At 51.0% G+C, this 26,339-nt stretch carries 21 protein-coding genes and 2 pseudogenes; 2 read left to right on the top strand and 21 right to left on the bottom strand.

Annotation, left to right across the window (positions count from 1 at the left end):
- Window positions 1–10: 10 nt before the first annotated feature.
- The 12 genes and pseudogenes from NZD86_RS19000 to NZD86_RS19055 form a co-directional block, all read right to left on the bottom strand.
- A pseudogene (locus NZD86_RS19000) lies at window positions 11–818 on the bottom strand (aldo/keto reductase); the annotation flags it as partial.
- A 200-nt stretch (window positions 819–1,018) separates the two neighbouring features.
- Window positions 1,019–2,653 (bottom strand): AMP-binding protein, encoded by a 1,635-nt coding sequence (locus tag NZD86_RS19005; protein WP_268043625.1) that lies wholly within the window; start codon window positions 2,651–2,653, stop codon window positions 1,019–1,021.
- 62 nt (window positions 2,654–2,715) lie between these two features.
- Window positions 2,716–3,465, bottom strand: a complete 750-nt coding sequence (locus NZD86_RS19010) for an SDR family NAD(P)-dependent oxidoreductase (protein WP_268043626.1) — start codon at window positions 3,463–3,465, stop codon at window positions 2,716–2,718.
- A 60-nt stretch (window positions 3,466–3,525) separates the two neighbouring features.
- The gene (gene menB, locus NZD86_RS19015; RefSeq protein ID WP_268043627.1) at window positions 3,526–4,323 is read right to left on the bottom strand and encodes a 1,4-dihydroxy-2-naphthoyl-CoA synthase; all 798 of its coding nucleotides are present in this window, start codon (window positions 4,321–4,323) and stop codon (window positions 3,526–3,528) included.
- A gap of 112 nt (window positions 4,324–4,435) precedes the next feature.
- Window positions 4,436–5,590, bottom strand: coding sequence for an acyl-CoA dehydrogenase family protein (locus tag NZD86_RS19020; RefSeq protein WP_268043628.1), 1,155 nt, complete (start codon window positions 5,588–5,590; stop codon window positions 4,436–4,438).
- 194 nt (window positions 5,591–5,784) lie between these two features.
- The gene (gene sdaAB / locus NZD86_RS19025; RefSeq protein ID WP_268043629.1) at window positions 5,785–6,453 is read right to left on the bottom strand and encodes an L-serine ammonia-lyase, iron-sulfur-dependent subunit beta; all 669 of its coding nucleotides are present in this window, start codon (window positions 6,451–6,453) and stop codon (window positions 5,785–5,787) included.
- 9 nt (window positions 6,454–6,462) lie between these two features.
- Complete coding sequence (sdaAA, locus tag NZD86_RS19030; RefSeq protein WP_268043630.1) at window positions 6,463–7,353, bottom strand: L-serine ammonia-lyase, iron-sulfur-dependent, subunit alpha; 891 nt, start codon at window positions 7,351–7,353, stop codon at window positions 6,463–6,465.
- A gap of 241 nt (window positions 7,354–7,594) precedes the next feature.
- Window positions 7,595–8,971, bottom strand: coding sequence for a Mur ligase family protein (locus NZD86_RS19035; RefSeq protein ID WP_268043631.1), 1,377 nt, complete (start codon window positions 8,969–8,971; stop codon window positions 7,595–7,597).
- Between the two features lie 32 nt (window positions 8,972–9,003).
- Window positions 9,004–10,044, bottom strand: a complete 1,041-nt coding sequence (locus NZD86_RS19040; RefSeq protein ID WP_268043632.1) for a YheC/YheD family endospore coat-associated protein — start codon at window positions 10,042–10,044, stop codon at window positions 9,004–9,006.
- A gap of 8 nt (window positions 10,045–10,052) precedes the next feature.
- Window positions 10,053–11,270: an ATP-grasp domain-containing protein gene (locus NZD86_RS19045; protein WP_268043634.1), complete on the bottom strand. Its 1,218-nt coding sequence runs from the start codon at window positions 11,268–11,270 to the stop codon at window positions 10,053–10,055.
- A gap of 322 nt (window positions 11,271–11,592) precedes the next feature.
- On the bottom strand, window positions 11,593–13,038 hold the full coding sequence (locus tag NZD86_RS19050) for an MFS transporter (protein WP_268043635.1): 1,446 nt from the start codon (window positions 13,036–13,038) through the stop codon (window positions 11,593–11,595).
- A 32-nt stretch (window positions 13,039–13,070) separates the two neighbouring features.
- Window positions 13,071–14,810, bottom strand: coding sequence for a thiamine pyrophosphate-requiring protein (locus tag NZD86_RS19055; protein WP_268043636.1), 1,740 nt, complete (start codon window positions 14,808–14,810; stop codon window positions 13,071–13,073).
- Between the two features lie 383 nt (window positions 14,811–15,193).
- Between NZD86_RS19055 and NZD86_RS19060 the strand changes: the two genes are divergently transcribed.
- The gene (locus NZD86_RS19060; RefSeq protein WP_268043637.1) at window positions 15,194–15,901 is read left to right on the top strand and encodes a class I SAM-dependent methyltransferase; all 708 of its coding nucleotides are present in this window, start codon (window positions 15,194–15,196) and stop codon (window positions 15,899–15,901) included.
- Window positions 15,902–16,037: 136 nt separating this feature from the next.
- Here the strand turns inward: NZD86_RS19060 and NZD86_RS19065 are convergent, their stop codons facing one another.
- From NZD86_RS19065 to NZD86_RS19105, 9 genes and pseudogenes are all read right to left on the bottom strand, one after another.
- Window positions 16,038–16,817, bottom strand: coding sequence for an inositol monophosphatase family protein (locus tag NZD86_RS19065; protein ID WP_268043638.1), 780 nt, complete (start codon window positions 16,815–16,817; stop codon window positions 16,038–16,040).
- The gene (locus NZD86_RS19070; protein ID WP_268043639.1) at window positions 16,807–17,526 is read right to left on the bottom strand and encodes a glycerophosphodiester phosphodiesterase; all 720 of its coding nucleotides are present in this window, start codon (window positions 17,524–17,526) and stop codon (window positions 16,807–16,809) included. The genes NZD86_RS19065 and NZD86_RS19070 overlap by 11 nt, the downstream gene beginning before the upstream one ends.
- Window positions 17,523–18,455 (bottom strand): ABC transporter permease, encoded by a 933-nt coding sequence (locus NZD86_RS19075; protein WP_268043640.1) that lies wholly within the window; start codon window positions 18,453–18,455, stop codon window positions 17,523–17,525. The genes NZD86_RS19070 and NZD86_RS19075 overlap by 4 nt, the downstream gene beginning before the upstream one ends.
- Before the next feature lies 1 nt (window position 18,456).
- Window positions 18,457–19,614: an extracellular solute-binding protein gene (locus tag NZD86_RS19080; protein ID WP_268043641.1), complete on the bottom strand. Its 1,158-nt coding sequence runs from the start codon at window positions 19,612–19,614 to the stop codon at window positions 18,457–18,459.
- A 31-nt stretch (window positions 19,615–19,645) separates the two neighbouring features.
- The gene (locus tag NZD86_RS19085) at window positions 19,646–20,680 is read right to left on the bottom strand and encodes an ABC transporter ATP-binding protein (RefSeq protein ID WP_268043642.1); all 1,035 of its coding nucleotides are present in this window, start codon (window positions 20,678–20,680) and stop codon (window positions 19,646–19,648) included.
- A gap of 23 nt (window positions 20,681–20,703) precedes the next feature.
- The gene (locus NZD86_RS19090) at window positions 20,704–21,519 is read right to left on the bottom strand and encodes an ABC transporter permease (protein WP_268043643.1); all 816 of its coding nucleotides are present in this window, start codon (window positions 21,517–21,519) and stop codon (window positions 20,704–20,706) included.
- A gap of 87 nt (window positions 21,520–21,606) precedes the next feature.
- Window positions 21,607–22,323 carry a GntR family transcriptional regulator gene (locus NZD86_RS19095; protein WP_268043644.1) on the bottom strand — a complete coding sequence of 239 codons (717 nt, stop codon included), beginning with the start codon at window positions 22,321–22,323 and terminating at the stop codon, window positions 21,607–21,609.
- Window positions 22,324–22,537: 214 nt separating this feature from the next.
- Window positions 22,538–23,452, bottom strand: a pseudogene (locus NZD86_RS19100) (DMT family transporter).
- Between the two features lie 169 nt (window positions 23,453–23,621).
- Complete coding sequence (locus tag NZD86_RS19105; protein WP_268043646.1) at window positions 23,622–24,848, bottom strand: methyl-accepting chemotaxis protein; 1,227 nt, start codon at window positions 24,846–24,848, stop codon at window positions 23,622–23,624.
- Window positions 24,849–25,094: 246 nt separating this feature from the next.
- Between NZD86_RS19105 and NZD86_RS19110 the strand changes: the two genes are divergently transcribed.
- Window positions 25,095–26,312 carry an IS110 family RNA-guided transposase gene (locus NZD86_RS19110; protein WP_268043647.1) on the top strand — a complete coding sequence of 406 codons (1,218 nt, stop codon included), beginning with the start codon at window positions 25,095–25,097 and terminating at the stop codon, window positions 26,310–26,312.
- The last annotated feature ends 27 nt before the right edge of the window (window positions 26,313–26,339 follow it).

A 26,339-nucleotide genomic window follows, 5' to 3' on the forward strand; every position in this document is an offset into this window, starting at 1 on the left:
GCTTCCCAGCCTACCGAAAACCAAGAACCGGATGCGGAACATACGCCTCCTCCAGCGCAGAAATCTCTTCTGGCGTGAGCTGAATAGAAAGGGCCGCAACTGCGTCATCCAGATGGTGCATCTTGGTAGCCCCGACAATCGGTGCCGATACAGGCCGCTTTTGCAGCACCCAGGCGAGTCCAATCTGTGCACGCGGAACGCCTCGCTCAGCTGCTATCTCAGCCACGCGTTCAACCACTTTTCGATCCGCCTCGGCCAACGCATACAACGTCTTGCCAAATTCATCCGTCTCGGACCGTGCGCTCGTTTCGTCCCAGTCGCGTGTCAGCCGGCCCCTCGCCAATGGACTCCACGGTATGATGCCGATGCCTTCCGCTTCACACAGTGGAGGCATCTCACGTTCCTCTTCGCGATACAGGAGATTTAGGTAGTTCTGCATCGATACGAAACGCGTCCACCCGTGTTGTTCAGCTATATGTAGGACTTTTAAAAACTGCCATGCGTACATAGAAGACGCACCAATGTATCTTGCCTTTCCCGCTTTAACGACGTCATGTAATGCTTCCATCGTCTCTTCAATCGGGCGTGTTGTAGTCCCAGCGATGGATCTGATAGAGATCGACATAATCGGTGCCAAGACGTTTAAGACTGTTGTCGATCTCGCTCATAATCGCCTTTCTGGACAGACCCGCCCCATTTGGCCCTGGACGCATGCGGCCGTGAACCTTCGTCGCAATGACGACTTCATCACGTTTTGCAAAGTCCTTTAGCGCTCGACCAACGATCTCTTCACTGGTTCCGTCCGAGTAAACATTTGCCAAGCCTGACATAGACCATCTTTCCTGCCTCCCCGTCGGGTCATTGGGTGATGATTGGTTATTGTTTCATTCTACCGCGCGTACTCATTGATTCGCTACGTGGACAGCGAAAGGGTTGCCAAATGCGTTCAGGAACGATGAATCAAAAAAATATGTCACCTCCGCCGAAAGGAGGTGACACCCAGAATCCTATTTATTTTTCATTCACCTTCCAGGACGCCTTCCGCAATCAATTTTCGCTTGATCATTTCACGCAAATGGAATTTTTGAATCTTGCCACTGGGGGTCTGAGGAAAGTCTTGAATGATCTCCACTCGCTCAGGCCAGTACTGTTTTGCCAGCCCTTTCTCTAGCAAAAACGTCTGCAGTGTTTCAAGTGTGACGGGTTCCTTCCCTGGCTTCATGCGAATATACGCGCAAGCTCGCTCTTGCAGTCGCGGATCTGGCATCCCCACGACTTGAGCAACAGAAATATCCCGGTGTTCGTACAAAATGTTCTCCACGTATGAAACCGGTATATTCTCACCACCGCGAATAATGATGTCCTTTTCGCGGCCGGTGATTCGAATATATCCGTCTTCGTCCATCACCGCTCGATCCCCCGTATGAAACCAGCCATCCTCAAACTGACTTGCCGTGTACTCCGATCGTTTAAAATAACCGACGAACAAAGCAGGTCCTCGGCAGTGAAGATCCCCTTCTTGCCCAGCAGGACATCGGTTGCCTCCTTTGTCGACCACTCTCACTTCCATACCTGGGAACGGATGTCCGTCCGTTCCAGTGATCTTTTCTTCGCTGTCATCCAATGCGGTGAGCGTAACCAACCCATTTTCCGTTTGACCCCAGCCGGACAAAATCTTGCACGGCAAACGATTCGCGGCCTGGCGAACGAGCGACCTCGGAATGGGCGCACCCATGGATGCAAAAACGCGAAACGAGCTCAGATCAGCCTGTTCTACACCCGGCGCTTGAACAGTATCGTACAGAAATGGTGTTGCCGCCGCGGTTACCGAAACTTTCTCCTCTTCAATCAATCGGATGAATTCCTCAGCGTTCCATATATCCTGATACACTCCAGTGCCGCCAAAGTGGAGAGGAAGTCTAGCGCCATACACAAAACCGGTTTGGTGCGCAAACGTGGACGCCATGAAGATCACGTCATTTGTGGTCAGTTTCAAGTGTTCGATCCAGTAGTCGGCCGACACACAGAGTGTGTTATGTGTGTGCAGGACCCCCTTTGGTTCCCCAGTCGTTCCCGACGTGAAGATGAGGTACGTGACCTCATTGGGATCGTGCGATATCGCATTCAGGACGGCGGGATCTGTCCGTTGTTCCCACGGTTCTTCAAGAAGCTGAGAGAACCCGTGCATGCCTGGCGGGACATGCTCGCCCACGACAAACACGTGCTTCAGAAATGGCCACTCCGGGCTCAACCGCTGCACCATCTCCGGGTAACGAAAGCCGCGGAATTCATCTGGCACGACCAACATTTTGGACTCGGCTAGCCCCACCATGTATCCAATTTCGCGATCCCGATAGATCGGAACAAGCGGATTGGTGATGGCTCCGATTCTCGTCGCTGCGATGTGGAGAATGATGAATTCATTCCAGTTTGGCAACTGGATCGAGATCACATCACCCTTCCCGACTCCCAATTCCAACAATCCAAGCGCAACTCGATCCGCCAATCGCCCCAACTCGCGATACGTGTAACGACTTCTGCGATCAAAGATAGCTGTCTTATCGGGAACCTGTGCAATGGACGCATCTAAATAATCGAGAATGGTCTTGTTTGGCCACATTGATTGATACCGTTCAACCCACTCCTTTTCCACCTACCCCATCACCCTTCTCAAGGACTGGCACAGCCTGCCGTTTTCTAGGCGAGATCGCGTGACTAAACCATGTTCAAACCACCGTTGACCGAAAGCACTTGGCCCGTCACATAGTTGGCCTCATCTGACGCGAAATAGGCCACGGCTCCGGCGATATCCTCTGGCTGCGCCAAGCGACGGAGCGGAATGGCTTTCTCAAGCGCCGCCGCAATGCCCTGATTGTAGGTCCCTATGTCTTGGAACAGCGGCGTCTGAGTGGGCCCCGGTGCCACACAATTGATGCTGATTCGGTGACGCGCCATCTCCCTCGCGAGTGTCTTGGTAAAGGCGATGACACCTCCTTTAGCCGCTGAATACACGGCTTCTCCGCTCGATCCCACCCTTCCAGCATCCGACGCGATGTTCACTACTCTTCCATTCCCTTGATTGATCATGATAGGCAAAATAGCTTTACACGTATGGATTTGGCCCATGAGGTTGATCTTGATCACTTTATCCCACGTCTCGGGCTCACTTTGCAGGAACGGCTCCACCTTATCCCATCCGGCATTATTCACGAGTACATCAATACACTCGTAGTAAGACACCACCCTCTCTACGGCCCGTGAGACATCTTGAAGGCTCGTCACGTCGCACTCCACCGCCAAGGCGTCCGCGCCCACCTGCTTGATCAGCTGCACCGTTTCGTGTGCACCCTCAATGTTGATATCCGCCACGACAACGGTCATCCCCCGTGCTGCCAACAAACACGAAATGGCTCTGCCAATACCGCTCCCCGCACCAGTCACAAACGCGATTGGGTGTTCGCTCACTGCTCATTCCTCCATTTGCCGGGACGATCTCGCTGGCATGGTGCACCTTTAGACCGCCCATCAGGTTCTAAACTTTCTAAAGTTCACCTCGCGTTTTTCCGCGAACGCATCGCGCCCCTCCAGCGCTTCTTCTGTTCCGTAATACATGGCCAAACTTCCCATGGCCAATTGTGAAATCCCCTCGATGTGGGCGGTATCAGCATTAAACGAGTATTTGAGCATCTTCAGTGCGGTCGGGCTCTTCTGCAAAATTTTCTCGCACCACTCATCCACTTCATCGTATAGGCGTTCGTGCGGAACCACCTTGTTGACGAGGCCCATGGCAAGTGCCTCTTGTGCCGTATACTGTTCACACAGGTACCAAATTTCTCGTGCCTTCTTCTCACCGACGATCCGTGCCAAATAGGCAGAGCCGTAACCCGCATCGTAACTTCCTACTTTGGGGCCTATTTGGCCGAACTTGGCGTGATCGGACGCGATGGTGAGATCGCAGATGACATGAAGGACATGGCCGCCGCCTATGGCATACCCGTTGACCGCAGCAATCACCGGCTTTGGAATGTTGCGGATGGTGGCGTGCAATGTCTCCACCTCAAGCCCAATCCCCCCGCCAAGCCCGCCAGAACTATCGTATCCATCGGAAGTCCGCGCCTTTTGATCTCCCCCTGTGCAAAACGCTTTGTCACCCGCACCCGTTAGAACAACAACCCCGATAGTGTTGTCGTCCCAAGCGTCGCGCAGGGCCCAAATGAGCTCTTGCACCGTTCGAGCCCGAAATGCGTTATACACTTTCGGACGATTGATGGTGATTTTGGCAATTCCGCTTTGCTTGTCATACAAGACATCCATCAGTTCCATTTTGAAAACCTCCATACGCCGTAGTACCTGCCACATTTACACTCCACAAGTAAAGCGCTTTCATGAATTTCGCAGTTCGAGATTACAAATCGTCTCGGACATATCCACCACGTCAGTAAGGTTTGAACTCCTTCCCTAGTAACTCTCGCGCGATCACAATCTTTTGAACCTGCGCCGTCCCGTCCCCTATCTCCAGGCCGATCACATCACGCAGTCGCTGTTCCAGGGGCATCTCCTTTGTGTATGCATAGTGGCCGTTCAGCAAGATGCACTCATGGATGACATCAGCGGCAACTTTTGGCCCTAGCCATTTGCACATTGCCGCTTCCTTTGTATGAGTCTTACCTTGATCCCTCAGCCACAACGCACGGTAACATTGCCAACGCACAAGCTCCATTTGTGTGTAATGCGTGGCAATAGGGAACGAAACGCCTTCAAATTTAGCCAGCGGCTGCCCAAACGCATATCGTGTCTTCACGTGCTCCATCGTCTCTTCAAGACTCTGCCATGCAGTGCCGAGGCATTGAAGTGCGATGAGAATGCGACTGAGATCGAAACCGTTCATCACCTGATAAAATCCCTTGTTTTCTTCCCCGATAAGGTACGCCGCCGGAACTTCCACGTGGTCGAGGTAAATCGATCCGCGGCCAATCGGGACATTCCCCATGTCCTGATAGCCTTTGCGCTCTACCCCAGGCAGATCCCCTGGCACAAGAAATGCTGAAACGCCCTTGGCCCCATCCTCCAATCCGGTCCTCGCGAAAACAATAAATCCGTCAGCAACCGTCGCCACACTAATCCCGGATTTTTCACCTGAAAGAATGTAGGCGTCTCCTCGTCTTTCCGCCCGCGTCCGCAAGGTGGCCGCATCCGAACCGGCACCCGGCTCTGTAATGGCAATTCCGAGCACCTTTTCTCCGCTGGCCAACGCAGGCAACCAGGTTTGTTTCAACTCCGCTGACGCGTGTTTCGTGAGAATTTCTCCAATCAGCGAGTTCAGCATCACTGCGTATGTGAGATTAAAATCCCCGCGGCTGATCTCCTCCGCCGCAATGCCAGCCGTTACACAGTCAACCTCCCCTCCTCCGTACGCCATAGGAATCCGAAGCCCAGTGACCCCAATTCCACCAAGTCTCCTCCACAGTTCACGAGGGAACATTGCATCGCGATCCCAACGGGTGTACGAAGGGATTAGTTCAGAACGAGCGAAATCCCTGAGCACTTTCCGAAACGCCTCTTGTTCGCCTGTAAACGAAAAATCAATCATCCGTTCCCTCCTCAGCACAAACATAGACAAAGTGCTGACGGCGTCTCTGATGGTCCGCCTTCACATTCGACTCGTTAATCCAGATATATCGTGTTTAAATTTTTGTATGTCATGGTCCAAGTCTAAAAAAGGAACATCGCAGCACTTGGGCCTTGCGGCCAATAAAAAAGCCGCCTCAGCGGCGGCCCTTCACTCTAGTCGGGTTCTACAACTCGAATATCATTCAACTGAGGAATTTCCTCCTTCAATCGCTCAAGCAGCCCCGGCCGCAAGATTTCGTCCACCTCACAAACCGTGATGGCGAGACCTCCCCGGTTCCATCTCTCCAAACTCAAACGGGCAATGTTGTATCCTTCTGAATCCAAAGTGTGCGATACATTTGCAAGAAAACCCTGTCGGTCCGTGTGGTATAAAATCAACGTCGGTTTTTCGCCCGTAAATTTGATCGGAAGTTCATCCAACTCTTGAACCTCAACTTTGCCGCCGCCCAAAGAGCTTGCAATCAACTTGACGCTGCGATTCTCTCCATGCAACCGTATGGCTACCGTGTTGGGATGAAAAAAGCCAATATGCGCTTTTTGAAAACTGTACTGAAGGCCCAATTCAAGCGCTTTCTTATCCGCCTCGGAAACAGAAGGGTGATCCGTCGTGAAACCAAGCACGCCAGCGAGGAGCGCTAAGTCCGTGCCATGTCCTTGATAAGTTTCGGCAAATGAGCCCATTAACCGAAATTCAGCCACCCTTGGAGTTTGACCCAAAATCTTTCGTGCCAGATTGCCAATGCGAACTGCACCCGCTGTATGAGAACTTGATGGGCCAACCATAATCGGCCCAATAATCTCGAATGCGCTATTATACTTCATATCGAACCGTTACCTCGTCTCACATGGTTTGCCGAACACTTGCTCGCGCAGGGCTTGTCCTGTGGGCGTCGCAGCCAGCCCACCTAGACCGGTTTCCCGCAGGGACTCTGGGAGTTCATTGCCGATCTCATACATCGCTTGAATCACTTCATCCGGAGGAATCATGCTCTTCACGCCAGCCAGTGCCATATCCGCCGCGGCCAGTGCTGTGACTGCATGCAACCCGTTGCGAATAATACAAGGGATCTCCACTAAACCGCCGACGGGATCGCATACCAGTCCGAGTGAATTCTTTAGCGCCAGTCCCACGGCATGTCCAACCTGTTCCGGCGTGCCACCGCCAATTTCCACGACGGCACCAGCCGCCATGGCAGTGGCTGATCCAATTTCAGCCTGACACCCTCCTGCAGCACCTGATATGGAAGCAGAATTCGCGATAACTAACCCCAGTGCGGCTGCAGTCAAGAGCGAAAATATGATGGATTCCCGCGTAGAGCCACCTCTGTCTAAAATGGAGACCAACACCCCTGGCAGGATGCCCGCTGACCCAGCTGTGGGCGTCGCCACGATGCGCCCCATTCCAGCATTCACTTCATTCACCGACAGTGCGTAGGACATCGCGCGCAGCGTATGCGGGTCCAGAAATGTCTTGCCCTTTGCGAGATATTCGTTCACGCGAAACGCATCGCCACCCGTGAGGCCCGTCCGGGAGTGAATCGGCTCTTCTACACCTTTGCGAGCCGCTTCTTCCATCACTGCGAATTGACGGGCCATCAATTCCATGATCTCCTCTTCCGATCGACCCGATTGCTCTCTTTCCACTTCCAGCATCACTTGTCCAATGGAAGTACCCTTTGTTTCCGCGAGTTGGATTAACTCTCGTAACTGTGTAAACGCCATATGTCACCCTTCTTATACGTATGCAGGAAGGAACCTGCGATCCCGACACAACAAAAAAGACAGAGACTCCGAGCAAGAAGCTCTCATGTGTCCCTATCTATCTGGTCTAAGAGTCTTGTTTCAAAGCCTGTTGTTCCACTGTCACTATATACGTACGACCATCGGCTTTCAATACATAAAACGACCAAAGGACCTAGTAGACTTTGATTCAAATTGCACAGCCTTTTCACAACGATCTCGCCTACACCGTAATATGCTTCATCAAATCCTCTATCTCGTAATCCTTCATTGAGGTCTTCACTAGTACAATCGTGTTTTTGTCCATGAGCTTCTGTAACAGTTGCTGAATTTCCTTCAGCTCTGTGCACATGTACACTTGTTCCTTTCGCATTCCAAAGCGTATTGCATGTTTTGCAAATTCTTTTGCAATGGAATTCCTTGTGATGAGCACGTCAACTTTTTGATCAACCAGTTGCCGACTGATCTTGGCATACTGTTCATCTGCAAATTCACCAAGGGCCGCCATTTTTCCTAAAACGGCAATTTTTTTGCGTCCTTGTGCGAGATCGTCTAGCAATTTCAATGCAGCGCCCATCGACGTCGGGTTGGAACTCCAAGTATCGTCAATGACGACGCTGCCGTTCAACCCCCGCAAGACGTTGGTATGTCCTGGCAAGTGTTGATAGGACCGCAAGCTCTCTCCCGCTTCGTCGATGCCAACACCCACCGCATAGGCCGTAGCGATCGCCGCAACCGCGTTATAGACACTGTGTTTGCCATAGCCCGGAACAAATAAGTCATGGTCAATATGCGCAAACCGCAGGGTAAATGACATGCCACCTTCTTCGAGCCGCGCTTGCGTCACTTGAAATTCGGCCTGTTCACCAAAGCCAAACGTGATTAACCTTCCGTTAAATGGCGTTAAGTCGATTTTCTTGATGTTCGCATCGTCCGCGTTGAGCAGAAGTGTCCCCGTATAACCTAGCCCGGGCAACATTTCGCCCTTTGCTTGAATGTAGTCGTAGTGGGTGGGGAACTTGTTCAGGTGATCGATACCGATATTTGTGATGACCCCAAGGTTTGGTCGGAAGACTTTGCAGCTCCGCAATAGATCGCCTTTCCTCCCGACAGCCGTCTCGAAGACAGCCGCGTCGGTCTCGTCGTCAATCCCTAACAAATAGTCAGAATTGAACGCTGGGTCATTTTTGCTGCGGATGGTCGATTGCACGTGATATTTCTTTGACAAAATATGCGCGACCATCTCCTTGGTAGTCGTCTTGCCACAGGTACCCGTAATGGCTATGACCGGGATCGAGAACAGCCCGCGATAGTAGCGAACAAAGTTGCGATACGACTCTTCCACATCAGTCACTCGCACCACTACATTCTCGCTGCTGATGTCGGACCACGCATCCGGATTTTCCGTCACGACCACACAATCGTCGTGTCTCTCGAACCGCCAAGGTTGGATTCGCTGGTGCCTATCAAACAACAGGGTCTCATCCACCTCTACATCGCTTGGATAGTCCACAACTTGCCTAATGAATTTGGGTGTTTTTCCTTCAACCACCACACCGTCAATTATTCTCAGGACTTCCTCTAAGCGGAGCTTTTTCATTCGAACAATCACCCCAGTCTTGGCCAATCTACCTATCCTCTTTTTCTCTTAGCGTGTTGCTCCGCTAAGAATGCCGCATACAGAATGGCATTTTTGGCGACATCCAGTTCCAAATAGAGACTCGGGGGACACCCCGGTTTCCAATTGACTTCATACATCCATGCCTTTCCCGTGGCGTCAACGCCAACGTCAATCCCCAGCTCATCGAATGACTCACCGTACACATCATCCAGGTGCGCAGCCAATTGAAGGCCGAGTTGCTCTAGGTAGCATCGCATGTTGTAAGCCCGATCCCCGAACTCCTGGGTGAGGAACGAATCTAATTGACCGGTACTTGCTCCGCTGCTCAGATTTGACTTAATGTTCCCAAAACTGGCCAGCCGGTAGTAGACTGATGTAATGACCCATCTTCCCATACCGTTTTTCTGTACATGTAAGCGAAAATCGTATGGTAGTCCGTACTTCGTGACAGACACAATATATTTTTGAACAAGCATAGGCTCCTGCTCGTGTCTCTCTCGCACGAAACGTACTGCTTCATGAAATGTGCAATCGATTGTTTGATAGTCTTCAATAATGCGGCACCGATTGTCTTCGATCTCCTCGATAGAGATCACACCCATACCTTTCGCACCCCACAAAGGCTTCACAACGATTCGCTTATATTTGAGAATAAATTCCGTTAGTTCATCTTTCACGTTGTCGAGTGCCTTAGTAGGAATAAGATACTGCCGAAACGAACGTGCCTTATAAAGTCGCTCGTAAACGGACAACTTGTCGCCGATAGGGTGACTTGTGAAGGGAATTTTTCGGCGTAGCTCTGTGACGACGGGCCCGAATTTTTCCGTGCGGTCTGCTTCGTTGTAGATGACATCCGGGAATCGAACCGTCTTTTCCACCCAATCCCCTTTCTCGTACACAAACCCTAAGATTGTTTTATCTTGGAGATTGACGCGTCGCGGAGTGAAATACACAAAATCTATGCCCTCCGCTTTGGCCACCGCAGCATAGGCATATTCAGTTTTCACGTTACGCGGATCGGCTCGGTAGTGAAGGTGGCCCACCAATGTCATGGCACATTTCACCTCAATTCAGGGGTTATATGGAACTGAATAAGCTTGGCAGCGTCTCGCGCAATTTTCTCCGCTTGGCTGTGAGAATCCGCAGCCGCCAACACATACGCGTACCGGTGGCCCATGGACGTCGGAATTCTCAGTGTCGTGCCGGATCGTGGCTTGACGTAAACCTCTTCTACTCCCGCACATTTGGATGCTCGTATTCTGCCGGTGACCTTCTGCAAAACCCCACTTTGCGAAACCGTCAAATATTGAGTAAACACATGTCGCTCGTACCGACGTTCCAAATTGGGTGTTTGATCCATTTGAGATTTCAAAGTTTCCTGAACGAGATTAATGCCGAAGGCGGTATCAATCATACGGTTCATTGCCGTACCAGAAATTCGAGGATTCACTTCAATAATTTTGCAACGACGGTTGACGACCCTAAACTCGACATGAAACGCTCCACACCTCATACCAGTCTTTTGGGCAACCACATGAACCAAATTGTCGATCTCGCTGTGGAGATGAATAGGAGGCGATAGGAGAACACGGTATCCCGTTACGATAAAATGAGGCTTTCCGTGCACGATCTGCTCAACCACCGCAACAATATGCGGCTTCCCTCTATGAACCAAAACCTCAGCCAGGTATTGCGGCCCATCAATGTACTCTTCCAATAGCACTTTTTGGTCCGGGTATCGCTTTTTGAGCCCATTTACTTCTTGCTCTAGCTGGGCCCGGTCCGTCACCAAGATCACGTCCCTCGATCCGCTCGATAAAGGGGACTTTACAACAAGTGGAAGGTGCCTGCGTATTGAAGTGGTCACCTCGGAATAATCATCGCACGTCCAAAAGAGGGGAGAATAGTGAGTATCCTTCAAGAACTCTCGCATGCGAATCTTATCAAGCATAGTGGCGATGGCCTCTGGTGTTTGGCTGGGAAGTCCGTACTCTTGCCCAAGCAGAGCCGCGGTATAGACATACGGTTCTATGAAACTTGAAATGGCAACAATGTCCTTCCCTTGTTCCATGAGGAAGTTCAGTTCAGTCCGAATTGCATCCATGTCGTCAATGTCTACCAGAATCATTTCGTGCACATATGGAAATTCGGCGCGCTTCGCTAAGAACGTTTCGCGGTCTGTTAGTAATACCGTATAAAAACCCAGCGCTTCAGCCGCTATGATAGCGTCTTTGCTTGACCCAGACTTATTTGAGCCGATGAACACAATAGTCCTCATAAGCATCCCCACCTCTCCGGATAGATTATGAGGAGCTCAATTAACCCTCTACCGACAGGTGACTAGGTTCGCAGACCGTTTCCATAGACGTTTGACTAGAAAAATGAAGTACTCACTTACGTTCTTATAGGGGTTCAGGTGTAGCCGAGTACGGAAGTTTCCAAGAATGTACGAGATGGGGAGAGAGGGGGATGAAGAAGTGGCCCCGCATCAGTGCAGAGCCACCGCCCCATCGATTAAAATCATACCCTGGTAGTGCTCTACATGCCGAAGATACCAAGCCCCACGGAGAGCGGGGATCATGTCTACCTATCCGTCGGTTTCATCCCCGCAGCGACTCCTGAGCCAACGCGCTAGCCTCGCCACGCTTTTGATTGACGAACAGAAGGAGCAGAAAGCTTAGGAGGATGACCCCGCTGTCCAACAATACCGCCGCTGTCCAATTGCCCGTTGCGTCGCGTAAAGTTCCGCCCAGCGCAGGAGACAAGACGGCGCCAGTTTCACCGAATAAGTTCAGCATCCCGAATGCAGTCCCGCGTTGCTTTGGTTGAGCAATGTCGCCAACCATCGCGTGCATCATCGGCTGCAAGGCGTTGAAGAACAGGCTCGTGATAAAGAGGAGAACGCCCATGAGTACGTTGGAATGTCCCCCATGAAGGAGATAGAATCCGAAGAAACAAGTCAGCAACCCTTGAATCAGTGTGAACGTGACCAGGAATCTTTTGCGTCCCCAATTCCGGCGAACGGCATAGTCCGCCAGCCACCCCCCGGCCGGATAGCCGAGAATGCCTGCCGCACCATTGAAAGCGGCGGTCAAGGCTGCTTTTAGAAATGACGAGTGAGCCGAATCGGAAATAATGGAAACCGACCAGAATCCGAAAAACCATAAATTCCACAGCACTGCAATACCGGCAACGTTAATCAGCATCAAATCTTTGTTGCGCACGACGGGACCGAGTTCTCGCCCTTTGTTGAAAAAGGCGAACAAAATGAGCACAATTGCGAAGGCCAATTCGATAACGGAGGCAAGCCAACTCGGAATGCCCACCTTGTCTGAAATGACGAACACTGCCATGATGGCGAGAAAGAATACCAAAGTGTAACGCCCGACGCCAATCATCGTAGTTGTGTACTTTACGTCACGCGGATGCTGGTTTTTAAAATAAACCGCAATCAGAATACCCCATATCAGTGTCGCCAAGCCAAGGATAAAGAGTGGCATCTTCCACCCTTGATTGTGGCCAAAAAGATGGTTTCCCCAAGTGATGAGGTATGGGGGTAGAATCGAGGCGAGCGTAATCCCCAACGAGAGACCGACAATGACGACGCCCATACCCAAGCTGCGTTTTTCATACGGCGTGACTTCGGCAATCAAGGTGCGATCGTTCGCGTAGTAAAGTCCTTCACCAAGACCGGTTAGGACACGCAGCGCAACAAAGCCAATCAGAGTAGCTAAGAAACCGTTTACAATTGTGGCGACGCCTGCCCAGATCAGACTGACTACAATGACCCGGCGATATCCAAACTTATCGCCGAAATAGCCGCCAGGGAACTGCGTCAACATATATGCAGTGAAAAAGACACTACCGATCAATCCGCCAAGTGCATACGGATGCGCCGACGACAACATGAAGGATACCTTGTTTTGAATCATCCACGTGACTACGGGGCCCGAAATTGACCGATCCGCCCCGCTCACCATCCACGCAACGAGCAACCATACCCAAACTGTATGGTACCGCTTCCATCCACGTCTCTCTTCCAGCACTGAATTCCCTCCCTCTTCCCAGGCCTCTCGATTTACAATTTATTCAAAATTACGTTCACAACGGCAGAATGTCCCGCCCGAACGTGTGCTAAAGCATCGACCAAAACGTCGTGCAACGCCTCAGGCGCTTCGACTTTAGCAGTGAACGTACCTGAAACCACTTCGGCGGCGCGTTCCAGATGGGCCTCTGGATAAAAGTCCACATGAAAATCGGAATGCTGATTGGCGACTCCGTCCGGATGGACGCCAAGTGTGGACAATTTGGGCGACTTCCATCCACCGTTGTTATAAATAACCGTCAAGAACGGCGCATCGTACTTCGCAGCCGTTAGGTGAACAGCGGATGGCACGCTAAAAATGTACGATCCGTCCCCAGTCAACGCGATAACTGTCTTATCGGGGTTCGCTAACTTCACACCAACTGCCGCTCCCCCATGCCAGCCAAGTGAACTTGCTCCACTACCAAAAAATCCGCCTGGGGTTTTATTCTGCAAATGTCTCCAGGCCACACGATAGTTCGAAATGGTTTCATTGACGACGATGGTTTCGTCGTCGATGACCTCCCGCACCGCTTTCGTCAAGAATTCAGGCGTGATCACCCCATCAGCAGGCATTGCCTCATCCTTCGCCCACTCTTCGCGCAACCGTTTCGACTCGGATTCTACCGATTGCCGCCGCTGCTCCCTCACTCCATCGTCGAACGACAACTGAGACAATTCAGCCCGAATTTGCTTCAATGCCTGGCAAGCGTCTGCTCGGAAGGCAACTTGCCCGGAATAGTACCAAAGCGGAATGGTCTCCTTGATGGGGTCCGAGTCAATCCAATACAACGTAGACGAGGCGGATCGATGCGAGTTCTGCGTCATCCATGGAATATCACTGTCGATCACGACCACAACATCCGCCTTCGCAAGGTACGGGTTCTCCTCGACAAAATCCTCGTAGCCCAAGTGCATCGGATGATCGGCTGGGAAATTCATATAGAACGGCCCCGCTTCCATGACCGGAACAGCCCACTCATCGCTTAAAGCAATCAACTCTTTTACCGCATCGTGGTTCCGTCCAAGATAGCTCGTAATGACAAGCGGGAATTGTGCATTGGCAATAGCCGTAGCAATTTCTCGGGCCTGATCAGGCGTCAACGCCGAAGCTCTGACAGGTTCCAGATCACGGGCCGTAACATCGGAAGATTCAAACTCTTCCTCGAGCATTTCACGGGCTGCCATTAGGTAGACTGGCCCGGTCGGTTCTGACTTCGCCACTTGAATAGCACGCTTCACTGCCAAATCGATGTTGTGTCCCACGTGCAAGTCGTAATTCCACTTGGTGTACTCGCGAACCGTAGCCCGTTGATCGGAAATGTCCTGTAGGTAATGAATAAACTCGTTGCGACTTCCAGTCATTTCTCCATCCAAAGTCACCGGCGACGCCCCAGCGAAAATAAACAGAGGAATGCGTCCTCGCATCGCGTTGTGCAGCGCACCTCCCATGTTCTGTGTCCCAACGTCGACATGGACGAAAACCGCCTGCAGGTTGCCTGTCGCTTGCGCATAACCGTGGGCCGCGCTCAAAGCCACCATCTCGTGTGGACAGACAATAATTTTGGGCATGTCAATTCCTTGAGCCCGAAATTTTGCCCAGGTTTCGATGATGGCCGGATGGTCACTCCCCAAGTTAGCAAAAATGCAGTCGACGCCAAGCTCGCTGAGTGCCTTCATCATCTTGTCCGACGCGGTTAACCGAACGGCTTCTTCTCGAGCGGAATCTGTCATTTCCAACTCCCTTTCTGATACAACGCCGATTCCGATAGCGCTTTCAAACTTGCTCTTCCAGGCACCGACCACCAGCGTATTTCTTTGATGTTGTTATCCTGAGCGTATAGCATAGTGATACATGTAATCAATACGCAGTATTCTATAGAAATAATAGATGATGTCTATTAATTATGGATGCTGACCTGGTGCTTAGTTGATCTGTGCAAGCCGCTATGGCTGGGTTGGGAGTTTAGGTTTGCGGGCGCGATGTGAGTGTAGCGGGATGAAGTCCACTGTCCATAAATTAAGCGCTCGGCAGTGTAAGTCATTAAACAAGCCCCAATTCGTAAATTGGACTATGATTGATAGCGGATACTATGTTTAAGATGAGGTGTTATGAGATGAGTCAAGTTGAGAAGAGTACAGGATTAGACCTTAGTCGGATTGTGTTTATTGGTCGAACATGGGAGGAATATTTGCTCATGTTCAATTTAACAAAAGAAGAGTTGGTTGGACATGAGGTGCTAGATTGCCCGTCAGGTGCATGTTCATTCACTGCAAACGCAAATCAGTACAATATCAGTACAACTGCAACTGATATCGCCTACTATCATCAAGTAGACGATTTGGAGCAAAAGGGATTTCAGGACATTGAACATACAATGCAATCAATGGAACACGTAGTGAACAATTATAATTGGGATTTTTTTCAAAGCATTGATGGCTTAAAGCGAGTGAGAACTAGAGCGCTTACGGAATGTGTTTCAGATATGAAGAAGTTTGGAGCAAGCCGATATGTTCCTACAACACTACCGCAGTTGCCATTTAAAGACAAACAATTCGATGTAACGTTGTCGGCACACTTCCTGTTCACTTACGCAGATAGACTGGATTATGACTTTCATATTCAAACCCTGAAGGAACTCTTTAGGGTGACACGGGAGGAAATTCGAATTTTCCCTACAGTTGATATGGAATGTAAAAGATACGAGTACATGGACGCACTTATTGAATGGATTGACAGTCAAGGATGGACGGGAGAAGAAATTCAAGTTCCATACGAATTCCAAAAGAACGCAAATACTATGCTAAAGCTGACTATCAAGTGAAGTCAAATCCCCCTGCAAGACGCAAGGGGGATTGTATTAGCTATCCATCAGGTCTTGATATTGTTATGGGCTTGTTTAACCATCTTCCGCGCGTGCCGCCAGGACGAAACGAGCGAATAGAGGAAAGCAGACCATGTCAAGAGAAGGCTATATTCCAGAGTGGGTTTGTAATGTGTTCAGGACCCGCTACTAATCCATTCCGAGGAAAGTCCTTTCTTTCCCCACTGGCACCCAAGACGATTCCGCCAGCTTCCCGAACAAGTAGCACACCTGCACCGACGTCAATAGGATTTGAGCTAGCCATCGCAACGCCACAACTAGCCCCTAAAGCCACATGGGCTAATGAGAGTGCGGACGAACCCATAATACGCAAGGTACAAAAAGCAGATTCTAAATAATCAGCCAGTTGCTGGAATCCAGGCCAACGAGCATGGTTCGCAAGCTCCATGAGGGCAATCCGTCCTCTCAGGGATCTCGTTGTGGCCACATGAATAGGCCTTCCGTCAACATAAGCACCTCCGCCCAGTGTCGCATGGTAAATTTGACGCAGGGCCGGCGCAGCGATGACGCCTACAACGGGCTGCCCCCTGCGCATGAGCGTTATGCTCACCGAGTACCAGGGAAGGCCGTTGGCGAAGTTGCACGTTCCGTCAATGGGATCGACATACCATTCCCATTCGCTGTCCGCTTCCCCAGATCTGCCGCGTTCCTCTGCGATGATTGCGTGAGTTGGAAATGCTGAGCCAATGGCGGATCGAATGATGTCTTCGACAAGGACATCGCAATCCGTCTGGAGATCGGATGCTTCGCTCTTCTCGCGAATCTCAGCCGGTTGCGCTTGACGCAGGACATCACTCACCTTCTCTGCGATGTTAATAGCAAATTCCGCGGCAGAGGTGAGGAACTTATCCTTCACTGTTCAGGACCTCCATCAACGTCTTCGTATCGTTTGTTGTGATTGCGTCAACACCCAGGCCATACACAAAGTCCATGTCATCTTTGTCGTCCACCGTCCAACACGAAACACGAATGCCCCGCTGATGAAAGAAGTCCACAGTCCGCTGACCGCCGCTAAAACCAATACGATTTTCAGCAGGATCCCTCAATAGTCTCCAGTCCGGGTTGAAATAGGCCACGTCTAGCTCTTCAATCAGTTCATCACTCGGGAGACGCGAATCATTCCACGTAAGACCTAATGTCGCATGAAGCATTTGGCGACGAACCTCCCGGAGCGCGTCCGTATTGCCAGTGACGATGAGGCAGCGATGAGCAGCCTCCATGCGACGAATGGTTTCGACAATGCAGTCCACCGTATCCAGATCCGTAAAGTCAACCATGATCGGCTGTTTGATCGTCCGCAATACATCCTCAAACAGCGGAATCTGCCACTTGTCGCTGTCGCACAAGCCCTGGATTTCAGTGTACGACAGGTCTCGTACACGATGTGGGATGTTCCACAACCGATCAAGCGTGTCATCGTGCAAAATGACGGCTTTGCCATCGCGACTGGGTTTGACATCGAGTTCAATCATATCTGCCCCCAGTGAAATAGCAGACTTAAATGCTTCTATCGTGTTTTCTCGAAAACGAATGGGATCACCACGGTGTGCAATCGATATCGTCATGGTTGTAATGTCTCCTTTGCACGATAAAGTCCACGATCCACTCGGCCCCTTCGGCGCTTCCGGCTAACCTCTTCATCGCTGGACGAAGCGAACTCTGACTTTTTTTGCTTCGTCATATTCTGAACGTAGAAAGCAGCTACAATTGCACAAATGGCAAACATCAGAACACTGATGGCACTGGCCTGATGGGGTTCCATGTACGTCGCCATGGTGGCAGATACAACGACACCGAGCATCTGTGGGTTGTTCGGTCCTAGTAGATATGGAACGGTATAACCGCCGAAACAGCCTAGAAAGACCAGCGTGACGGCAAAAAGACAGATGTTGCGCACTTGTGGCAAGAGAATGCGCCACACGATGGTCAAGCGCCTTGCACCCACATCCCGCGCACTCTCCACCATTCCGTCAGGTACGCCTTGGAGTGCGGATCCAATCAGCAAGGTCGTAAACGGCACATGGAACCAGATCTGAGCAAGAATCACCGAGGCACCTGTAAAGACGATTTTTGGATAGGCGTGTATGCCCAGATGTTCCCCTATGGTATTGACCCACCCATGCTGCTCATAAAGCGTCTTAATTGCATACGTTGCAATAATCCCCGGTATGAAAATTGGCAAGTAGTAGACCCGCTGAATGAAAGTTGAAAGCCACCCCGGATTCAACCGGAGATAGACGGCCAACAGGATGCTCGTAACCAGGACGATACAACACGAAATAATGGTAATGACAAGCGTGTAACCAACATCCCGACCGAAGCCGGGTGTTTGAAATACCTGTCGATATGCAATCAGTGACCACGTTCCGTCGTCCGTGCGGGCGCTTGACACAAGCGCCCCGAACACCGGCACAACAATCATCAACACCAAAATCGCGAGAGAGGGCAAGATGAATGTGTAGGCCAGAATGGTTTGTCGTACTGTCCGCCACATGTCAGCCTGTCACCGTCTGCTGCCACAATTTGGTGAGATCCGCGCTATACTGCCCAGGCCAGTAGCGATAATCCTTGGCGATACTCGCGAATTTCGACTGTTGGTCGGCAGGCAACTGGTTCCACTGGATCGCTGGATAACCGTTCATTTTCGTTACAATTTCACTTTGAACATTGTTTGACAATAAAAAGTTAAGAAACTTGTAAGCTGCGTCTTTATGTGCGGAAAGCTTTGGTACGAGCACATAAGTTCCACCACCGGTGAATCCAGGTGTAATTTGTGTAATTTTGATATTCGACGGCAACTGCCCACTTGCGAGCTCCGATAAAGCCTGGTCGGACCAAGCGGGTGCCATGGCGATGTCACCGTTGGCGAGGAGATCAAGTGTTCCTTGGTTGCCTTTCGGATAAACGCCGTTCTGGTACATATCCGGTCCCAATGTCTTCAGCATGTTCAATCCTTGACTCCACTTTGATTCAAGGCTTGGGTCATAGCTGCTGCCCAATACAGATGGACTCATGTACTTGTAAATGGAAGAAATGACAAATGATTGACCCGATCCGCCCGTCGACGGATCGTTATAAGCAAACTTCCCTGGGTGGGCCTTGATCCACTGAATCAAATCGTCAAACGTCTTCGGGGGGGTGGGCACCTCTTTGGAGTTGTAGGCAAGCACTACTGATGAAGCGCGATACGGCACCGCAAACCCATTTACCGGTGTAAGAAGACCCGATTGAACGTTTGCCAGATTGGGAATATCACTCGTCGTCACCTTTTGCCAGACGCCGGCCGCTTGCCCTTGTTGAACCGTGCCGGGATCGCCTTCGAATAGATCCACGTCAACTGACTGTTTACCAGTCTTCGTGGCGGCCTGAAGCTTTGCCATCTCCTGTTGGTCACCGTTACCGTGCTGTAAAAAGACATCTTTCACTTTGATACCCGGGTACTTCGCTTCAAACTGCGGGATGATGGTCTTGTCCCACAATTGTTGAACATTCGTGTCACCGTTGCCATAAAGCGTGAGGGTCGTCGTATGGGAATTCGTCGCGGAACCGACAGACGTATTTCCGTTCGATCCCGAATTCGTCCCACAACCCGCGATTGCAAACCCTGACATAACAGTTGTGGTGAGGGCAAGTACGATGATTTTCGACTTCACTTTTTTGTCCTCCTAGCATTTATCGATTTAGTCACACCAACATGGCTATCTCTTGTCGACTTTCTTGAGAAAACACCGCAAGTTTTTGAAAGCGAAGGTAGACCGGTTGAGCAGTGGGCCAGGCTTCACCTCCCTCACGATTTGCGTACGCAATGAGGCGCCCAACGTTTGTGTCAAGGTGCAGCTTGATAAAATGCCCAGCCACACTAGACGACACAACTGTTCCGCGAAGAGGTGTGACCTCGTCCGTCCACGAAACATGCTCTGGACGAACAACACAAACCCCTCCAGTTGCAGCGTCCTGTGCTTTCAAAAGGTCCCGCCAGACCGTGTTGTCGCTCACGTTTAAACAGTTCATCTCACCGATAAACTGAGCCACAAACAACGACTTTGGGCTGTCGTACAGTTCCACCGGTGTATCCACCTGCTCGATGCGTCCCTGATTCATCACCGCCACTCTGTCCGACAAAAACAACGCTTCCTCCTGGTCGTGTGTCACGAAGACCATCGTGATTTGCGTTTCGCGCTGAATCCGTCGCAACTCATCCCGCAACGCAATGCGTAATTTCGCATCTAGATTGCTGAACGGTTCATCCAGCAACATCACCTCCGGCTTCAGCACAAGTGCCCTTGCCACTGCAACGCGCTGTTGTTGGCCGCCGGATAGCTCCGTAGGACGACGGTTTGCCACACCTTCTAAGCGAACCGTTTCGAGGGCCTCACTCACACGCCGGTTGATTTCCTGTTTGGCTAATTTGCGTAACTTCAAACCGAACGCAAGGTTCTCAAACACACTCATGTGCGGCCACAGATTGTACTGCTGAAACACCATGACAGTCGGTCGTTTTTCAGGTGGCAACGCCGCAATGTTCTCCCCGCCGATGCGGATTTCACCCGCCTCTGCGGATAAGAATCCACCAACGAGTCGAAGCAATGTCGTCTTGCCGCATCCAGACGGCCCAAGCAGGCTGACGAGTTCGCCGTGATCGACTGTTAAGGAGACATCTTGAACGCCAGTTCCGCCTGGGTATCGTCGCGTGACATGTGTCAACTCGAGCTTGGACATATATTTGATTCCTCCCAACTGTTTTAGAAAGCTTTGGAGAGCGCCTCGCTCCCGAGGAACCGTCGAGCGAGAAGGAGCAGGACGACAGATGGCGTGGTCAAAAGAACAGAGAAAACCGCTCCGACCGGACCTGGGTAATCTGTCACGAGACTGTACATCTTCACTGGCATGGTGATATATGTGGGCATGCCAACAATCAGCGTGCCCTGAGCTTCGTCAAGGGCCGCAAGAAAGGAGAAAATCACTGCGACAATAATCCCTGGTGCCGCGAGGGGCAGCGTCACGCGCAAAAACGTCCGGAACGGTCCCGCACCTACATCGCGGCAAGCATCCTCGTAGTTCCGACTGACATTCTGGAAAGCCGCTGCAGGAATCCAAGTCATGAACATGAGCGTATTGACCAACTGAATGAGGATGACGCCGAAAAACGTCCCCATCAGATTTAGCCGGTAAAACATCACCGCGATAGAAACGTAGAGCCCGACGATGGGAAATGCGTTCGGCAGCAGGTAGAGCATGTAGATGAATCGCTTAAACGGGAACTGAAACCGTGCGAACGCGTAGGCGGCTGGTAAACAGATGGCAGTGGATAAAATTGTGACAATAATGGCGAACTCGAAGCTGAGGCGCATCGGCCCGACGAGATCGGTTTGGGAAAAGACCCACTTCCACCAATGCAGTGAAAACTGTTGGGGCAACAACGCCGGGTAGTTCCACTTGCCAGTCACTGCCCACACCGCGATCGTGAGGATTGGACCAAAGAAGAACGCAAAAAAACATGCGATAACAATCACTTCAAATGCGCGCTTGGAATGAGATTTTGTCAGTGTTAGGGACATTCATACGTCTCCTTTCTCCCTCAACGAGTTGAGATTCATTAGGTGCTCCGATGTCGTACTTCTCATCTCACCTGACTGCCATCGCCGTTAGTTGCGGGTAGCCTCCAACCGGTGACGGGTGACCTGCAGGGAGAAGACGTTCATGTTTAAATAGTCGTGCGCAAGGAAAATTGGGACATGCTTTCGATCACGATGCAGCTGACGCAGCACAAGAATTGGCGTATCCATGTTGCCATTCTGTAAAGCTCCAACGTAGGGATCGTCGTTCTTAGGAACGATGATTTCCGTCTCGGCGTAATCAACCAGGTGACCAGCCATATCAAGGGTCTGCAAAAGTGACCCAGTCGCTGCCTCATCTGGTGCCGAAAACTCTGGGAAAATATTGACGGAAACAGCCGCAGGCAGACCGCCGGCATACCGGATACGTACCAGGCGCCGACCAGGCGCGTCGTTCGACACTTGTAAGCGAGAGGCTTCGTATTCTGAGAGGACAATTGGGACATATTCGATCAGTTGCTTGACAACTTTCTCCGATTTGATGGACATTAAATTGTCCATGCTCTCAAGCCGCGACAATACGGAGACAACTTGATCTTCACGCTGATTCACGTAGCGACCGACACCTTGATGGGTTGTCAAAAACCGCTCCTGTTCCAGTGCCGCGAGGGCCTGCCGAATCGTCACACGCGTCACACCGTACTCCTGTGCAAGTGTGTTTTCACTCGGCAACAATGCACCATGAGGCCATTCCCCACTGAGAATCCTCGTCAAGATTTCCTGTCGAATGTCCAAGTAACGACTCAAAGCCCTAACCACCTCTTGCTTGTATATACAAGCATAAGATAGGGCTTGACTATTAAAATGGTTCCTCGTTTTCTGTAAATGCTAAGTTAAAGATCGTAAAGGATTTGTGAGTTGCAGTTCACGTGTGGGTTTTGACTATGTAGCGACGTGGTTTTGTAGGGGAACTCTCGTTATCAATGGAATCTGAGCGTACAATACAATCTCCTCCCCCGCGCTAACGGGACCTCGCAGCCAGTGTAAACCAAGTTACACCCAAGATGACTAACCCTGTTCCAATAGCCTGTGCGATTGTAACGCCTTCTCCCAGCAATAAAAACGCCAAAATGGCTGTGAAAATGGGATTAAAATTGAGAAATATCCCTGCTTTTGTCGGACCCACTTGCTGAATACCTGTGTTCCACAAAATCGTGGCGATCACGGTGCCGCCAATGGCTGAATATATAAGGTATCACCAAAACGAAGCATCTGGATTGACGACACGGAACCTTGGAATGTCAAACGGTAGCATAACAATGACCCCAAATATGGCTCCCCACAGTGTCGACATATATGGCGAAACATACTGCATGGCCTTCCGTCCCACGACGGCAAAAATTCCCCATGTAACTACGGCGGCGAGCATGAGAAGATCGCCTACATTGAGTCGGAGTGCAGCAAGTCGATGCCACTGTCCATGGGGAATGACAACCACAACACCCACTAGAGACAAAAACATACCGACAAACTGCCAAAAATTGATTCTTTCCCGAAGAAAGACAAATGATGCTAATGCAATTGATATCGGATTCAGTGCCGACAGAAGTCCGACGTTATCAGGCGAAGTAAAGTTCAGGGCCAAATAAGTGAAGACATTGAACAGAGTGACACCAGTTAACCCCATCAAGATTAAGTAAACAACTGCTCGCTTGTCCGGAAAGATTCGCTTTTCTCTCCACCAAACCAACGGAATAAGCAGTATCACGGCGATTAGCCAGCGAAGATCGTTTATCGTCAACGGGGATGCGTGTGGTATCAAAAACTTTCCGGAGACGAAGTTTCCTGCATACAGCAGACTGGTAAACAACAGTAAGACGTAGTACAAACATAGGCCCCCTGGCGGTCGTAGTTGTTCATAATGCGCATGTCTCACTAATCATTAAAGCCAGTTTCACCAGCTCCTAAAGCAGTATGCGCAATCCAGCGTGGCATCATAGTCTAAAGTTCCCTACGGATAGGTGACACAAAAACGGCGCCCACATACGGGCGCCCATGAATTCTATAAGTAATGGATAGAAAACGCTGGTCGTTCAATCTGTCTCTTACATTTTGAACTGCCCAACCAGCTCTTGAAGGTGCTCCGCCATTCGTGACAGTGAAGCCGCAGATCCCGAGATTTCCTTCATGGAAGCCAACTGCTCCTCAGCAGAGTTGGAGACATTCTGCGTACTGGCTACACCTGCTGTCGCAATTTCAGCGATGGCCTTGATCGATTCAACCACCTGTTCCGTCCCGGCAGAAATCTGTTGAGCAGCCGTTGATACTTCCTGAATTTGCAAAGAAACATCTTGAACAGCATGGTTAATCCGCTCAAACGATTCCCCAGCCTCAGTTACCACGTGTATCCCGGAAGTCGACGCCTCTGTTGCCAGTTCTGCCCCTTGAATGGCCGACCCGATATCTGACTGGATAGCAGCGATCACGTCCTGAATTTGTCGCGCAGAACCAGCCGACTGCTCAGCCAATTTGCGCACCTCGTCTGCCACAACAGCAAATCCTTTACCCTGCTCCCCTGCCCGAGCCGCTTCAATCGCTGCGTTTAAGGCTAGAAGATTCGTCTGCGCGGCGATGTCAGTAATGACTTGGACAATCTGCTGGATTTCCTCAGAACGTTTGCCCAGTCCTCTTGCCGAATCCGCTAAACCATTAACACTCTCACTGATTGAGCTCATCTGCTCAACGGCTCGTTCGATAGATTGATTGCCTGTAACCGCGACTTCCAGTGCTTGATCAGCCGAATTCGAAACACGCTCTGCATTCCCTGCAATTCGTTGTACGGCCTCCGCCATCTCGTTGACGGATTTTGCTGTCTCGTCAGTATTGACAGCCTGCTTCTCTGATCCGCAGGCCACGTCTTGCATCGCGGCCGCAATATTTTGTGTCGCCTCGCTCGTTTCCTGAGCACTGGCTGTCAACTGCTCTGACGCGGCCGCGACCTGCTCAGAGCTTCCTCGGAGGTTACCGATAAGCTCTCGTAGTTGCTGCTTCATATCATTGAAGGAGCCGGCCAACTCTCCGATCTCATCGTGGTTCTTGACGTGAATTTCTTCAACTGTCAGATCGCCGCTTGCTATTCGCCTTGCTGCTTGGGATACATATCGGATTGGCTTAACCAACCTCGAAACATAGAGAAGAACTGCAATAGCGGCTAGGACGAGGCTGAGTACGATGACCGTTATGATTCCGGTTTTCAAGGTATTGACCGGTCCGGCGTACTGTGCAACCGGCATATAGGTTAATATATATAACCCGTATCGATCATCTTTCACATAAGACCCCCATGCCGCCAGGCGGCACCACAATCTATGAAAATGTGTATCAGTGATCTACTATGTCGCTAGACAGCCACACGGAGCTCGTCGCCCCCTGGTACTACGAGTCCGTGCATAAGACGGAGTTGGCGACCTGGAGCACCACGATTTGTCGCTCCCGCTGTCGGGAAGCACGTACGGTAGAATTCCTATCGCATCGGTCGCCACGTGGCTGTACTTCTTTCAGTGGGGAGTGGCAGCATTATGCAGGTTGTACACGAGCGATGCTGCGGACTGGATGTCCACAAGAAGAAGGTCGTTGGATGTGTTATCACACCGGAGACTAAGGAGGTTCAGACGTTCGGAACGATGACCGATGACCTGGAGTCCCTAATAGAGTGGATTCTCGGTCACGGATGCACGCATGTGGCGATGGAAAGTACGGGTGTCTTTTGGAAGCCGATCTTCAACCTTCTCGAAGACAAGGATCTCGAAGCGTTGGTCGTTAATGCCCAGCATATCAAACAGGTTCCTGGCCGAAAGACGGATGTCCGGGACGCTGAGTGGATAGCGGACCTGCTACGCCATGGTCTGCTCAAGGGGAGCTATATCCCTGACCGAAATCAGCGTGAACTGCGGGAACTCGTCCGGTACCGAAAGTCTCTCATCCGGGAACGTGCCAATGAAGTCAACCGCCTCCAGAAAGTCCTTGAAGGAGCAAATATCAAGTTGGCATCGGTGGCAAGTGATGTGGTTGGTGTATCGGGTCGAGCCATCCTCACTGAACTCATTGGTGGCCAAATTGATGAATCACGGCTCAAGGAGCTCGTGAAGGGGCGCCTACGCAACAAGACCGCAGAACTGAAACGTGCATTGCATGGGGTTGTGCGTCCGCATCAACAGATGATGCTTGCTGTCCAGCTTCGGCACATCGATCACCTTGATGAGTTGATCGAGGAAGTGAGTGCTGAAATCGAGCAGCGGATGCGCCCTATTGACGAAGATCTCCGGCGAATCCAGACGATACCTGGAATTGGCAAGCGGACGGCGGAACTCATACTGGCGGAGATTGGTACCGACATGAGCCGGTTTCCAAGTGCGCACCACTTGGCGTCCTGGGCGGGGATGTGTCCGGGCAACAATGAAAGTGCGGGTAAACGACGAAGTGGCAAGACCCGCAAGGGAGATCCTTGGTTACGAGAAGCGTTAATCGAAGCCGCTCGTGGTGCCGCCAGAACGAAGAACACCTATCTGTCCGCTAGGTATCATCGGATTGCTGCGCGCCGAGGATCCAAGAGAGCAGCCGTGGCGGTCGGTCACTACATGTTAATCATCATATACCACATGCTGGTTAATCAGACGGAATACGAGGACCTTGGGCCAACGTACCACGAGGAGAGGAACCGAGAACGAGTTATTCGTCGTCACTTGCATTCGTTGGAGAAACTTGGTTTGACAGTCACAGTTCAACCAGCTTCCTGAAATCACCAACAGTGAACTGGAGGAGAT

Source organism: Alicyclobacillus dauci (assembly GCF_026651605.1).
Classification (GTDB): Bacteria; Bacillota; Bacilli; order Alicyclobacillales; family Alicyclobacillaceae; genus Alicyclobacillus; species Alicyclobacillus dauci.

What these genes read in the sequence shown, in the direction of transcription:
- menB (WP_268043627.1), bottom strand. Translation starts at nt 4,323, where the DNA reads ATGGAACTGATGGATGTCTTGTATGACAAGCAAAGCGGAATTGCCAAA.
- NZD86_RS19020 (WP_268043628.1), bottom strand. Translation starts at nt 5,590, where the DNA reads ATGATTGATTTTTCGTTTACAGGCGAACAAGAGGCGTTTCGGAAAGTG.
- sdaAB (WP_268043629.1), bottom strand. Translation starts at nt 6,453, where the DNA reads ATGAAGTATAATAGCGCATTCGAGATTATTGGGCCGATTATGGTTGGC.
- sdaAA (WP_268043630.1), bottom strand. Translation starts at nt 7,353, where the DNA reads ATGGCGTTTACACAGTTACGAGAGTTAATCCAACTCGCGGAAACAAAG.
- NZD86_RS19035 (WP_268043631.1), bottom strand. Translation starts at nt 8,971, where the DNA reads ATGAAAAAGCTCCGCTTAGAGGAAGTCCTGAGAATAATTGACGGTGTG.
- NZD86_RS19040 (WP_268043632.1), bottom strand. Translation starts at nt 10,044, where the DNA reads ATGACATTGGTGGGCCACCTTCACTACCGAGCCGATCCGCGTAACGTG.
- NZD86_RS19045 (WP_268043634.1), bottom strand. Translation starts at nt 11,270, where the DNA reads ATGAGGACTATTGTGTTCATCGGCTCAAATAAGTCTGGGTCAAGCAAA.
- NZD86_RS19055 (WP_268043636.1), bottom strand. Translation starts at nt 14,810, where the DNA reads ATGACAGATTCCGCTCGAGAAGAAGCCGTTCGGTTAACCGCGTCGGAC.
- NZD86_RS19060 (WP_268043637.1), top strand. Translation starts at nt 15,194, where the DNA reads ATGAGTCAAGTTGAGAAGAGTACAGGATTAGACCTTAGTCGGATTGTG.
- NZD86_RS19070 (WP_268043639.1), bottom strand. Translation starts at nt 17,526, where the DNA reads ATGACGATATCGATTGCACACCGTGGTGATCCCATTCGTTTTCGAGAA.
- NZD86_RS19075 (WP_268043640.1), bottom strand. Translation starts at nt 18,455, where the DNA reads ATGTGGCGGACAGTACGACAAACCATTCTGGCCTACACATTCATCTTG.
- NZD86_RS19085 (WP_268043642.1), bottom strand. Translation starts at nt 20,680, where the DNA reads ATGTCCAAGCTCGAGTTGACACATGTCACGCGACGATACCCAGGCGGA.
- NZD86_RS19090 (WP_268043643.1), bottom strand. Translation starts at nt 21,519, where the DNA reads ATGTCCCTAACACTGACAAAATCTCATTCCAAGCGCGCATTTGAAGTG.
- NZD86_RS19110 (WP_268043647.1), top strand. Translation starts at nt 25,095, where the DNA reads ATGCAGGTTGTACACGAGCGATGCTGCGGACTGGATGTCCACAAGAAG.